A 13,157-nucleotide genomic window follows, 5' to 3' on the forward strand; every position below is an offset into this window, starting at 1 on the left:
GGGGTGTGGGCGGGCTCGGGGTCAGGCGGAGCGGGCCGACAAGGCGCGGCGGAGGTCGTCGAGTTGGTCGGTGAGTTTGCGGTGCAGGACCGGGATCATGGTGGCGTCGCGCAGGCAGGTCTCGCCGAGGCGCAGGGTTTCCTCGTCGACCGCGTGGAGCGGGAAGGCGTTGCGGCCCACGGCTTCGGCGATGGCGGGGCCGCGACGGTCCGCGACGGCGACGGCGGCCGGGTAGAAGCGGGGTACGTACTCGCGTACGAGGTCGGCCTGTTCGGGCTGCCAGAAGCCCTGGGCGGTCGCGGCGAAGAGGTAGTTGGACAGGTCGTCGGACTCGAAGAGCCGGGACCATGCCTCCGCCTTCGCCTCCGGGGTGGGCAGGGCGGCGCGACAACGGGCGGCGCCTTCCCGGCCGGTGGCGCTGGGGTCGCGGTCGAGTTCCGCGGCGATCTCGGCCTCGTCGGTGGCGCCGAGGACGGCGAGCCGGGCGAGGATGCGCCAGCGCAGCTCGGCGTCGAGGTCGGGCCCGCCGGGGACGCTGCCGTCGCTGAGCCAGTCGTGGAGCCCGTTGGGGTGCGCGGCGGCGTCGATGAAGTGGCGTACGGCGGTGAGGCGCAGTCCGGGCCTGCTGCCGTCCTCGGTGCGGCGGATGAGGTCGCGGGTGAGGTCGGTGAGCAGGGCGAGTGCGGCCGGACGGGCTTCGGGGGCGAGGAAGCGGTCCGCGATCTGGGTGCGGGCGAAGGCGAGGACGCCCTGGACGACGGCGAGGTCGCTCTCGTGCGGGAGGTGGGCGCGGGCGGCGTCGAGATAGGCGGTGGGCGCCAGTTCGCCGTCGCGGACCATGTCGCGGGCGGCGTTCCAGACGACGGCGCGGGTGAGCGCGTCGGGCAGGCCCGAGAGGGAGCGTACGACGGTGTCCCAGCCGGCCGCGTCGAGGCGGATCTTGGCGTAGGTGAGGTCGCCGTCGTTGAGGACGACGAGGTCGGGGCGGCGGCCGGTGCGGACGGTGCCGGTTTCGCTCTGGGGGACGTCGACCTCGAAGCGTTCGCGCAGGACGAGTGCCCGGCTGTCGACGGGGTCGCGGTCGTACGCGCCCACGGCGATGCGGTGGGGCCGGCTGCCGTCCCGGTCGATGTCGAGTCGCCAGGTGCCGTCGCCCGCGGTGGTCCGCGGCGCGAGGACGTCGACTCCGGTGGTGCGCAGCCAGGCGGCGGCCCAGGTGTGCACGTCCCGGTCGGTGGCCGCGGCGAGGGAGTCGATGAAGTCGGCGAGGGTGGCGTTGCCGAAGCGGTGCCGGGCGAAGTGGTTGTTGATGCCGGCGAGGAAGTCCTTCTCGCCGAGCCAGGTGACGAGCTGGCGAAGCGCGGAGGCGCCCTTGGCGTAGGAGATCCCGTCGAAGTTGACCAGGGCGGAGGCGGTGTCGGGGACGGCGTCCGGGTCGGGGGCGACGGGGTGGGTGGACGGGCGCTGGTCGGCGTCGTAGCCCCAGGCCTTGCGCGTGATCCCGAAGTCGGTCCAGGTGTCGGTGAAGCGGGTGGCCTCGGCGGCGGTCTGGTAGCCCATGTACTCGGCGAAGGACTCGTTCAGCCAGATGTCGTCCCACCAGCGCAGGGTGACCAGGTCGCCGAACCACATGTGGGCCATCTCGTGGGCGATGACCACGGCACGGGTCTGCCGTTCGGTGTCGGTGACGGCGGAGCGGTAGACGAACTCGTCGCGGAAGGTGACCAGGCCCGGGTTCTCCATCGCGCCCGCGTTGAACTCGGGGACGAAGGCCTGGTCGTAGGAGTCGAAGGGGTACGGCTCCTCGAACTTCTCGTGGTAGCGGTCGTAGCAGGCACGGGTGACGTCGAGGATCTCGTCGGCGTCGGCGTCCAGGTACGGGGCGAGTGAGCGGCGGCAGTGGATGCCGAAGGGCAGTCCGGCGTGCTCGGTGCGTACGGAGTGCCAGGGGCCGGCCGCGACGGCGACGAGGTAGGTGGAGATGAGGGGGGTGGTGGCGGCGGTCCAGCGGCCTTCGCCCTGGTGGGTGGTGATGCCGTTGGCGAGGACCGTCCAGTTCTCGGGGGCGGTGACGGTGAGCTCGAAGACCGCCTTGAGGTCGGGCTGGTCGAAGGCGGCGAAGACGCGCTGCACGTCCTCCATGAAGAGCTGCGTGTAGACGTACGTCTCGCCGTCGGCGGGGTCGGTGAAGCGGTGCATGCCTTCGCCGGTGCGGGAGTAGCGCATGGCGGCGTCGATGCGCAGCTCGTGCTCGCCCTCGGTCAGTCCGGTCAGGGCGAGCCGGTTGGCGTCGAGCGTCTCCGGGTCGAGGTCCTGTCCGTCGAGGGTGACGGAGCGCAGGGTGGCGGGCTTGAGCTCGACGAAGGTGTCTCCGGCCGCGCGGGCCGTGAACCGGATCACGGTTCGTGAGTCGAAGGTCTCGTCGCCGGTGGTGAGGTCGAGCTCGACCGTGTACCGGTGGACGTCGAGGAGCTGGGCTCGGGTCTGCGCTTCGTCGCGCGTCAGTACGGGCATGCGGGCCATGCTGCCTGATGGCCCCTGTCTCGCACACGGGGGTTTGTGGGTTGATCAGCTTTTGTCCGCATCGGACGGCACCGGTGGCGGCCGACGAGGGATGGGCGGGGTGGCGCCTTTGCCACCCCGCCCGGTCGGGTGCGCCGGTCAGCGGACCGTCCGCGCCGCCTTCTCGATGATGCGGGTGACGGCGTCCGGGCGGGACACGCTCACGGCGTGGGAGGACCGGACCTCCTCGACGTGGGCCTTGGCGCGCTTGGCCATGTAGACCTGTGCCTCCCGGGGGATGATCCGGTCGTTGGTGCCCACCAGGGCCCAGGAAGGGATGGTCTTCCAGGCGGGCTCGCCGGAAGGTTCGTTCAGGGCGGTGCCGGTCCCGGGACGCTGGGTGACGGCCATCAGGGCAGCGGTTCTCGCGGGGACGTCCGCACCGAACGCGTGGTGGAACTTGGACTGGTCGATGAAGAAGTCGAAGTCCTTGGAGCCGTCGGGGTTGGTGATCGGGACGGGGCGCAGGACCTTGCCGATGACGCTGCCCGGGAACTTGCTCGCCAGCTCGTTGGCGTTCTCGCCCTTGTCGGGGAGGAAGGCGTCGGCGTACACGAGTGCCTTGACGTTGTCGGAGCCGTGGGCGGCGTTGCTGATCACCGCTCCGCCGTAGGAGTGCCCGACGAGGACCACCGGTCCGTCGATGCTGTCCAGCACGGCCTTGACGGAGGCGGCGTCGCTGCTCACACCCCGCAGCGGGTTGGACGCCGCCACCACGGGATAGCCGTCCCTCTTCAGCCTCTTGATGACGTCGTTCCAGCTGGAGGAGTCGGCGAACGCGCCGTGGACGAGCACGACGGTCGGCTTGTCCCTCTGCACGGAGGGTGTCTTGGCGGCGTTCGCCGGGCCGGCCGATGTGGCGAAGAGGCCGGCGGCGACCGTGGCCGTGGCCAGGAGGGTGAGCGGGGTGCGGGCATGCCGATAGCGCGAATGACGGTACATGAGGGGCCCTTTCGAGGCAGAGGATGAGGCAGAGGATTCAGCCATGTCCGGACGGATGGACGTGGCCGCGGTACGGCAGGAGGCTGCCGCACGTCATGGAGGGGCGGACCGTGGGCGGCAAGCGGGGAACGTGTCCGGGGCTTGCCAGGAGCGGGCTACCGCCGAGGATCGGCTCGGTGGATCGGGCTCGACGCTCCCCTGCCCGGGTCGGCGGGATGCCGCGCGACCCAGCTGGTGTGTCGCTGGTCCCTTAGGCGCCGCGGCTGCGCGGCGCAGTGCTCTCAGTTGCCGCGGAGGACGGTGCGCAGGGTGTGAACTGCCAGCTGCACCGCGGCGGTTGCGGCCTGCGTGGACCGCAGGGGGTTGAGCATCATGAAGTCGTGCAGGATGCCGTTGCAGCGGATGCTCGTGGTGGGAACACCGGCCTGGGTCAGCTTGCGGGCGTAGGCCTCACCCTCGTCCCGCAGCACGTCGTTCTCGTCGACGATGACGAGCGCGGGCGGCAGGCCTTCCAGCTGCTCCAGGCTCGCCCGCAGCGGCGAGGCGGTGACCTCCGCCCGCTGGGCGGGGTCGGTGGTGTAGCAGTCCCAGAACCAGGCCATGCCCTTCGCCGTGAGGAAGGGTCCGTCCGCGAACTCCCGGTAGCTGTCGGTGTCCTGGGCCGCGTCCGTGACGGGGTAGTACAGCGACTGGTGCACGAAGGTCACGTCCCCGCGCTGCTTGGCCATGAGGGTCAGTGCGGCGGTCATGTTGCCGCCGACGGAGTCGCCGGCCACCGCCAGGCGGGAGGCGTCCAGGCCTTCGCCGGCGCCCTTCGCGGTGATCCATCGAGCGGTCGCGTACGCCTGCTCGATGGCGACGGGGTACTTGGCCTCCGGCGAACGGTCGTACTCGACGAACACGACGGCGGCCTGCGCCCCGACGGCCAGCTCACGCACGAGACGGTCATGAGTGCCGGCGTTGCCGAGGACCCAGCCGCCACCGTGCACATAGAGGACGACCGGCAGCACGTCCTCGCCACCGACGGGCTTGACGATGCGTGCCCGGACATCGCCCACCTCGGCGGGCACCGTGATCCACTTCTCCTCCACGTCCAGCTTCGCCACCGGCGCCGCCTGCAGGTCGTCCAAGACCTTCCGGGCAGCCTCCGGACCGATTTCGTAGAGGAACGGCGGATTGGCCGTCGCCTCGGCGAATTCCTGAGCGGCCGGTTCAAGAGTGGGCTTGGTCATCACTGCACTCCTTCGGTCAGCAGGCTCTTCCTGCGTTCACTCCAATGACCGGGCACGTGCCGAAGGTGTGACATATGTCAAGAAAAGGGACCGAGGGGACGACGTCGGAGGTTGCGTTTCCGCCTCCCCGGTATCGGCTTCGCCGGCTCGCAAGGACCGGGGCCAGGCGGGGCGCCATTGAGCAGGGGCCAGGACCGGGACTGGGGCAGGGCTAGGACCGGGGGCCGTCGGCGATCTGCTCGTGGTGGCGGATGACCTCGGCGATGATGAAGTTGAGGAGTTTCTCGGCGAAGCCGGGGTCGAGCTTGGCGCTCTCGGCGAGCTGCCGCAGGCGGGCGATCTGGCGGGACTCCCGGGCCGGGTCGGCGGGCGGCAGGTGGTGCTGTGCCTTGAGGTGGCCGACCTGCTGGGTGCATTTGAAGCGTTCGGCGAGCATGTGGACGACGGCCGCGTCGATGTTGTCGATGCTCTCGCGCAGCCGGGTCAGCTCGGCCAGGACGGACTCGTCGGTACCGCTTGTCTCGCTGGTGCTCATGAGGTGGGAGCTTACGTCGGCCCGGCCACGATGGTCGGAGGGTGTTCGGGATCCGGAACGCGGTTGCTCCAGCCCCCGGGGACGGTGCGTCCCTGCTGCTCGCGGAAGCGGATCGGAGCGGTGCCGACACGGCGGGTGAAGAGGCGGGAGAAGTAGGCAGGGTCGTCGTAGCCGACCCGGCGGGCGACGGCGGCGACGGGAAGGTCGGTGGCGGCGAGGAGTTCCTTGGCGCGCCCCAGGCGGATGCGCAGGAGATAGTCCTTGGGGCTGCAGCCCGCGCCGCGGCGGACGGCGGTGCGCAGTTCGGCCGGGGTCATGCCGTGGCGGGCGGCGTGTTCGGTCACGGACAGCGGCTGGAAGGCGTCACGGGCGAGGGCGTGCAGGACGGGGTCGCCGTCGGGGTTGACGTCGGCGCGGGCACGGCGCAGCGCGACGAGGAGTTCGTGGACGGCGGCGCCGGTCTCGACCTCCAGCAGCGGGTTGCCGCGGCGGGCGGCGCGGGCGATACGGCCGACGGCGGCGCGGGCGGGGGCCGCGTCGGAGAGCGGGACCACGGGCCGGTCGGGTTCGATGTAGCCGAGTTCGGTGTAGGTGGCGGTCGCGGGGCCCGCGAAGTCGACGAAGCTCTCGTCCCAGCCGGTGGCCGGGTCGGGGGCGTAGTGGTGCGGGACGCCGGGGGTGAGCCAGAGGACGGCGGGTGCGGTGACGGTGACGCGGCGGCCGTCCGTGCCGCGGTACCAGCCGCCGCCGGCGCTGATCAGGACGGCCACATGGTGGTCGAGCGTGCGCGGGCCGACGGTGGGGAGGGCGCCGTGCTGCAGTCCGACGCCGAGGCAGACGAGGCCGAGGCGGTGGTGGACGGGGCTGGGCGTGAAGTAGCGCATCCAGGTGTGGTACATCCGCCCGCCTTCCCGGCCCGGTCCTGATCCCCGTCCGATTCGTCCTGTGCCCGACTCGGCCGTGTATCCGGCTCAGCCGTGTCTCCGACTCGGCTGGGTGTCCGAGTCGACCTTGTGTCCGCTTTTGTGCCCGATCGACCGTGTCGTCGATCGGCTCGGATCGGCTTTGTGTCCAATCAGCGCTGATCTTTGTCCATGGACCGCCGGACCGCCAGAGGCAAATGATGACCGCGGTACATGATCAGGGAGGGGCGGGGCGTTGGCTGAGTTCACGGTCGGTGACGAGCATTTTCTGCTGGACGGGCGGCCCGTGCGGCTGCTGTCCGGGGCCCTGCACTACTTCCGGGTGCACGAGGCGCAGTGGGATCACCGGCTGGCGATGCTGCGGGCCATGGGGCTCAACTGCGTCGAGACGTACGTCCCGTGGAATGTGCACGAGCCGGAGCCCGGCCGGTACGCCGACCCGGAGGCGCTCGGCAGGTTCCTGGACGCGGTGGCCGCGGCCGGGATGTGGGCAATCGTGCGGCCGGGTCCGTACATCTGCGCCGAGTGGGAGAACGGCGGGCTGCCGCACTGGCTGACCGGTCCGCTCGGGCGCCGGGCGCGAACGCGTGACGCTCGGTACATGGAGCATGTGGAGCGCTGGTTCGGCACGCTGATGCCGCAGGTCGTGGCGCGTCAGATCACGCGGGGCGGTCCGGTGGTCATGGTCCAGGTGGAGAACGAGTACGGCTCCTACGGCTCGGACCACGTCTATCTCGGCCTGCTGCGGGACCTGCTGCTCGAGCTGGGCGTGGAGGTGCCGCTGTTCACGTCCGACGGCCCCGAGGACCACATGCTGACGGGCGGGTCCGTGCCGGGTGTGCTCGCGACCGCGAACTTCGGCTCGGGTGCGCGCAAGGGCTTCGAGGTGCTGCGCCGCCATCAGCCGAAGGGGCCGCTGATGTGCATGGAGTTCTGGTGCGGCTGGTTCAGTCACTGGGGCGACAAGGCCGTCGTGCGGGATGCGTCCGACGCGGTGGAGGCGCTGCGCGAGATCCTTGAGTGCGGGGCGTCCGTCAACATCTACATGGCGCACGGCGGTACGAACTTCGCCGGCTGGGCCGGTGCGAATCGCTCCGGCACCCTGCACATGGGCGAGCTGACCCCGGACATCACGTCGTACGACTACGACGCGCCCGTCGACGAGTTCGGGCGCCCGACGGAGAAGTTCTGGGCGTTCCGGGAGCTGTTGGCGCCGTACGCGCAGGGCCCGTTGCCGGAGGTTCCCGTGGCGCCGGCGGTGCTGGGGGCGCCGGCGGAGGCCGTGCTGGGCGAGTGGGCGTCGATGGACGCCGTGCTGGAGGCGCTGGGCGGCCCGGAGAGCGAGTACGCGACCTCTCCGTCGTTCGAGGAGCTGGGCGTGGACCGGGGCCTGGTGCGCTACCGGCTCGACGTGCCCGGGCCACGGCGGGCCTTTCCGCTGACCGTGGACGGCCTGCGGGACGTCGCGGTGGTGTACGTGGACGGCGAGCGGGCGGGCGTGCTGACGGAGGCCGACGCGACGCTGCCGGAGCCGGTGGAGGGTCCCGCGGCGTTGGAGCTGTGGGTGGAGTCGCTGGGGCGGGTCAACTACGGTCCGCGGGTCGGCGAGTCGAAGGGCGTCACGGGCGGGGTGATGCACGAGCGCCAGTATCTCCACGGGGTGCGGGCGCGGGGGTTGCGGCTGGACGCGTTCGAGCGGGCGGGGGCGGTGGCCGGGATGACGTTCGGCGTACCGCGGCCGGGTGGGCGGGGCCTGTACCGGGGCGGGCTGACGGTCGCGGGGGCCGGCGACGCGAGGCTCGAACTGCCGGGCTGGACACGGGGGTTCGTGTGGGTGAACGGCTTCTGTCTGGGCCGGTACTGGTCGGCCGGGCCGCAGGAGTCGTTGTTCGTGCCGGGGCCGGTGCTGCGCGAGGGTGCGAACGAGGTGTGGGTGCTGGAGCTGGAACGGGGCGGGGAGGACGTACGGCTGGTGTGACGACCGGGCGTGACAGCCTGGTGTGACGGCCGGACGTGATGGCCCAGTGCGACGGCCTCCCCGCCGCGCTCAGAGGTTCGGTGGCGCGGTGCTACGGGTCGATCGGTGCCGCGGGGCTATCGCTACAGGGTCGCCGCGGCGGACTTGATCGCGGAGGCGAAGGTGGACACCTCGGTGTAGACACCGGGGTAGTCGGGCCGTGCGCAGCCCTGGCCCCAGCTGACGATGCCGACCTGGATCCAGGCGCCGGCGTTGTCGCGGCGGAACATCGGGCCGCCGGAGTCGCCCTGGCAGGTGTCGACGCCGCCCTCGTCGAAGCCGGCGCAGATCTCCTCGCCGGCGATGAGGCTCGGGTACGACTGCTTGCAGGAGGCGTCGGAGACGAACGGGACCTGCGCCTTGAGCAGGTAGCGCTGCTGGCCGCCGCCCTCGCGGGCCGCGCCCCAGCCGGCCACGGTGAAGGTGCCGTTGTTGTACGCCGTCGTGTCGGCGATCTTCAGGGTGGGCAGGTTGATGGGCCGGGCGAGCTTGATCAGCGCCCAGTCCTTGCCGTTGCCGTTGTAGCCGGGGGCCTGGAGGACCTTGGTCGACCTCACCTTGATGGCGCTGGAGCTCTGGAGGTCCACGACTCCGGCGGTGGCGGTGATGCTGGTGTTGTTGCCCGAGCCGCTCACACAGTGCGCGGCGGTGAGGACGATCTGCTGGGTGAGCAGGGAGCCGCCACAGCCCATGGAGAGCCGGACCATGAAGGGGAACTCGCCCTGGGCGGCGCGGGTTCCGCCGACGACGGGCGGCGGGGCGGCGAACGCGGAGCTGGGCTGCAGGCTGACGGCCGCGAGTATGACGGCACCGGCGGCCGCGCATCTCTTGAGGGTGCGCATGAGCTTGTTCAAGGGTCTGCCTTCTTTCGTGGGGGGTTGCTACCTGCACGCCGGGCGGACCCCACGCCATGGGTAGTGACATGGGCCCGTCAAGGCGTGGTCCGGATTATGAGGAGCGGCCCACGAGGCCCACAAGAAGCACTTTTCGGCCAGGCGCCGTGCCGCTACGGGGCCTGGGGGCGCCGTAGAGTTGAGAGCGGTCGGCCGCCGTTCAGGCGGGTGTGCGGGCCGGCCGCGTACAGCACCCACAGGGGGTACGGGCGTGACGAACGGCAGCGAGGTCGTGCACGGCTTCCCGCATCTCGACTCCGTGCGGGCGGCGATCACGGCACTGCACAAGAGGCTGTCGTACGACGGCGTGCGCGCGTACGGGAGCAGTGTGCCGCCCGCCGACGTCGCCTTCTCCGACCAGGACGACCTGCATCTCGGAGCACAGCGGGTGGCCCGTGCTCTGGTCCATCAACTGCGGCTGCCGGAGGCCCGGGTGATCGTGAGCTTCCGCCAGATGCACCATGCGGCGAGCGTCGAACTCACGGCGGGCCCGGAGTACTTCATCGAGCTGAACGACCGATTCCGCAGCCATCGCCGTGACATCGGCGCCGCTCTCGCGCACGAGATCACGCATGTGCTGCTGCACCGGCTGGGGCTGGAGCTCCCGGGGACACGCGACAACGAGATCCTCACGGACACGGTGACGACCTATCTCGGGGCGGGATGGCTGCTGCTCGACGCGTACCGCGAGGACGATGTTTCCAGCCAGAAACTGGGCTATCTGACCCCCGAGGAATTCGGCTACGTCCTGGCCAAGCGCGCGCTGGTCTTCGGCGAGGACCCGTCGGTCTGGTTCACCAGCCCGCAGGGCTACACGGCCTATACGAAGGGGCGGGCGCGGGCGCTGCGCGACGGGCAGCAGCCGCCGCTCTCGGCGGCCGGGTGGAACGGGCGGCGGCGCTACGCCAAGGACCGGCGGCACGCCGCGGACCATCCCGGGCCGGGGCTCCCGGGGCACGGCTCGCCCTACGCCTTCGAGCGGGTGCCCGGCGGCGGGCTGCGGGTCTCGTTCCCCTGTCCCACCTGCCACCAGCGGATCCGGGTGCCGGTGCGGGGGCGGGTGCGGGCACGGTGCGCACTGTGCCGCACGGTTCTCGAATGCGATACCTGAGGGTGCTTCCGTAGGGTTTTCCGTATGAGCACCAAGGACACCGAGGACCTCGGTCCGGCCACGGCCCCCGCCCCGGTCCGGGACCCGGACCGGGGCGCGGACCTGACCGAAGAGCTCTTCGAGGGGCTGTACGGCGGCGACGACGACGCGGTGGTGCGGGCGCTGCGGGCCGGGGCGCCGGCCGAGTCGGCCGACGAGGACGGTCAGACCGCGCTGTACGTGGCCGCTTCCCAGGACCGGCCGGGCATGGTGCGGCTGCTGCTCGCGAAGGGCGCGGACCCCGACCGGGCGAGCGGCGCGGACGGGGCCGAGCTGCCGCTGTGCGGGGCGGCGTCGTGGGGACGCACCGAGGTGCTGCGGGCGCTGCTGGCGGCCGGCGCACGGCCGGATCTGGAGGAGGAGACCGGGGTCAGGGCGCTGACCTGGGCCTGTCGTCAGGGGCGCGCCGAGGCGGTGGAGCTGCTGCTGGCCGCCGGCGCCGACCCGGACCTGCCGGGGCCGGGCGAGGAGCCCCCGCTGGTGACGGCGGCCCGGCGCGGGTCGACGTCCTGCGTGCGCGCCCTGCTCAGGCACGGCGCCCGGGCGAGGGCGGACGCGCTCACGGAGGCGAGGCGCCGGCTCGGCGTCGACCCCGAGGCGGAGCTGCGGCGCACGCTGTCCGAGAGGCACAGCGAGACGGACGGCCACGGGTACGAGACCGTGGCGCGGCGGGTGGAGGAGGACGGCGGGGAGACCGTCATCGTCGAGCTGATCCACACCGGTGGTCTCGTCTCCGGCATCGAGCAGCAGACCGGCCACGCGGCGATCGCCACGATCCTGGAGGAGGAGCTGGACCTGCGGCCCCCCGCCGAGACCCTCGCGGAGCGCGCCCTGCGGCGCGGGGACCCGGACCTGGACGACTGGACCGAGGCCGTGGGGGTCCTTCAGCGCCGCGGTGACGAGGACACCTTCCGCGCGGCCGCGGGCTGGTGCGGGACGGAGGATCCGCTGCGGCAGACGTTCGCGGCGGACGTGCTGGCCGGGCTCTCGGGCGCGGGGACCTGGGCCCGGGCGGTCCCGCTGCTGCGGGAGCTGGCACGGGAGGCGACCCAGCCCGAGGTGATCCGCGCGGCGGTGGCGGCCCTGGGGCAGCAGGCGGACCCCGCGGGGGTGACGGAGATCCTCCGGCACGCCGGGCACGCGGACCCCGAGGTGCGCTTCGGGGTGGCCGTGGCCCTGCACGGGCTGCTCCCGGGCGACCACACCGAGGGCATCGGCGTGGTCCTCGGACTCACCCGGGACGCCGACGACGGCGTCAGGGACTGGGCGACGACGGTCCTGGCCGACGTGGACGCGGACACGCCCGCGATCCGCGACGCCCTCGCCGCCCGCCTCGACGACGACGTCCCCGACATCGAGGCGGAGGCGGCACGCGGACTGGCGATGCGTCAGGACGCCCGCGCGGTGGACGCGTTGGCGCGCATCCTGGAGAACGCGGACCCGGACGGCTACGCGTACTCCACGGCCGACCAGGCCGTGGACCACATCGAGGACGAGCAGACGAGACGACGTCTGGAAGCAACGGTTCCGCGGTCGCGCTGACGCGACCCCGGCGCCGGGCGGGGACAGGTCCTGGGGCCGGTCCGGGAGACGGACCCCAGGCGCCCGGCAATCGCTTCGCGGGCGACGTCTCGTGTTCACCGGTGGGACATCACGGACCCCCGTAATGACGGAGTTGTATGGACAACAGTTGTCCATACAGCTTCGGCCCCGCTTCGCCTTCCCTCATGGAGTACGCGTGACCAGCCCTGCCCGCCCCGCCCGTATCGCCGCTCTCGTCGGCGCCCTCGGACTCACCGCTCTTACGCTCACCGCCTGTGGTGCCGCGCCCGACAAGGGTGCCGGTGCCGTCGGTGGCAAGAACCTCAGCTCCGCGGCCTCGGCGGCCGACGCGGGCGGGATGGACGCCCTGATCGCCGCCGCGAAGAAGGAGGGCACGCTCAACGCGATCGCCCTCCCCCGCGACTGGGCCAACTACGGCGCGATCATCGACGGGTTCACCAAGAAGTACGGCATCAAGGTGAACGTCGAGAACCCCGACGCCTCCAGCCAGGACGAGATCAACGCGGTGAAGACCCGCAAGGGCCAGGACCGTGCCCCCGACGTCCTCGACCTCGGTGCCTCCTTCGCGCAGGCCGCCGCCGCGCAGGGGCTGACCGCCCCGTACAAGGTCACCGCCTTCGACAAGATCCCCGAGACCCAGCGCGACGCGCAGGGCCGCTGGTTCAACGACTACGGCGGCTACGTCTCCATCGGCTGCGACGCCAAGCGCGTCAAGGTCTGCCCGCAGACGTTCGCCGATCTGCTCAAGCCCGAGTACAAGGGCAAGGTCGCCCTCAACGGCAACCCCACCAAGTCCGGCTCCGCCTTCGGCGGCGTCTACGCGGCCGCGCTCGCCAACGGCGGTTCCTTCGACGACATCCAGCCCGGCATCGACTTCTTCGGCAAGCTCAAGAAGAACGGCAACTACAACCCCGTCGAGTCCACCCCGGCCACGGTCGAGAAGGGCGAGACCCCGATCAGCATCGACTGGGACTACCTCAACGCCGGCTACGCCCAGCAGTTCGCGTCCAAGGGCATCGACTGGAAGGTCGCCGTCCCCTCGGACGGCGTCTACGCCCAGTACTACTCGCAGGCCATCAACAAGGACGCCCCGCACCCGGCCGCCGCGCGCCTGTGGCAGGAGTACCTGTACAGCGCCGAGGGCCAGAACCTGTGGCTCAAGGGCTACGCCCGCCCCGTGCTGATGCCGGCGATGACCGCCGACGGCACCATCGACAAGGCGGCCGCGGCCGCCCTGCCCGCCGTCGAGGGCACCCCGCAGTTCCCGACCGAGCAGCAGACCGCCAAGGCCAAGGAGACCCTCTCGCAGGGCTGGGCCGCGGCCGTCTCCGGGTGACGCG

At 71.7% G+C, this 13,157-nt stretch carries 10 protein-coding genes; 4 read left to right on the forward strand and 6 right to left on the reverse strand.

All coding sequences use genetic code 11. From position 1 onward, the window contains the following. Positions 1-21 precede the first annotated feature (21 nt). The 5 genes from pepN to OG766_RS08475 all read right to left on the reverse strand — a co-directional run bounded on the left by pepN (position 22) and on the right by OG766_RS08475 (position 6,170). Positions 22-2,514, reverse strand: a complete 2,493-nt coding sequence (gene pepN, locus OG766_RS08455) for an aminopeptidase N (RefSeq protein ID WP_328724947.1) — start codon at positions 2,512-2,514, stop codon at positions 22-24. Positions 2,515-2,661: 147 nt separating this feature from the next. Further along, a complete protein-coding gene (locus OG766_RS08460; protein WP_266374975.1) occupies positions 2,662-3,504 on the reverse strand; it encodes an alpha/beta fold hydrolase in 843 nt (280 codons plus the stop codon). A gap of 281 nt (positions 3,505-3,785) precedes the next feature. Next, positions 3,786-4,736 (reverse strand): alpha/beta hydrolase, encoded by a 951-nt coding sequence (locus tag OG766_RS08465; protein ID WP_328724948.1) that lies wholly within the window; start codon positions 4,734-4,736, stop codon positions 3,786-3,788. Between the two features lie 211 nt (positions 4,737-4,947). Beyond that, positions 4,948-5,271, reverse strand: a complete 324-nt coding sequence (locus OG766_RS08470; RefSeq protein ID WP_266374973.1) for a chorismate mutase — start codon at positions 5,269-5,271, stop codon at positions 4,948-4,950. 11 nt (positions 5,272-5,282) lie between these two features. Continuing rightward, positions 5,283-6,170 carry a helix-turn-helix domain-containing protein gene (locus OG766_RS08475; protein WP_266374972.1) on the reverse strand — a complete coding sequence of 296 codons (888 nt, stop codon included), beginning with the start codon at positions 6,168-6,170 and terminating at the stop codon, positions 5,283-5,285. Positions 6,171-6,429: 259 nt separating this feature from the next. Here OG766_RS08475 and OG766_RS08480 point away from each other — a divergent pair, with 259 nt between their 5' ends. Further along, positions 6,430-8,172: a glycoside hydrolase family 35 protein gene (locus OG766_RS08480; protein ID WP_328724949.1), complete on the forward strand. Its 1,743-nt coding sequence runs from the start codon at positions 6,430-6,432 to the stop codon at positions 8,170-8,172. Between the two features lie 122 nt (positions 8,173-8,294). Here the strand turns inward: OG766_RS08480 and OG766_RS08485 are convergent, their stop codons facing one another. After that, positions 8,295-9,053 (reverse strand): S1 family peptidase, encoded by a 759-nt coding sequence (locus OG766_RS08485; RefSeq protein ID WP_385482119.1) that lies wholly within the window; start codon positions 9,051-9,053, stop codon positions 8,295-8,297. A 262-nt stretch (positions 9,054-9,315) separates the two neighbouring features. On the opposite strand from OG766_RS08485, the gene OG766_RS08490 reads away from it, so the two are divergent. The 3 genes from OG766_RS08490 (at position 9,316) to OG766_RS08500 (ending at position 13,153) form a co-directional block, all read left to right on the forward strand. Beyond that, positions 9,316-10,215, forward strand: a complete 900-nt coding sequence (locus tag OG766_RS08490) for a hypothetical protein (protein WP_328724950.1) — start codon at positions 9,316-9,318, stop codon at positions 10,213-10,215. 24 nt (positions 10,216-10,239) lie between these two features. Continuing rightward, entirely contained in the window at positions 10,240-11,796 is a 1,557-nt protein-coding gene (locus OG766_RS08495) for an ankyrin repeat domain-containing protein (protein ID WP_266374968.1), read from the forward strand. Positions 11,797-11,992: 196 nt separating this feature from the next. Next, the gene (locus OG766_RS08500; protein WP_328724951.1) at positions 11,993-13,153 is read left to right on the forward strand and encodes an ABC transporter substrate-binding protein; all 1,161 of its coding nucleotides are present in this window, start codon (positions 11,993-11,995) and stop codon (positions 13,151-13,153) included. Positions 13,154-13,157: the final 4 nt, after the last annotated feature.

Source organism: Streptomyces sp. NBC_00259, assembly GCF_036181745.1.
Lineage (GTDB): Bacteria > Actinomycetota > Actinomycetes > Streptomycetales > Streptomycetaceae > Streptomyces > Streptomyces pratisoli.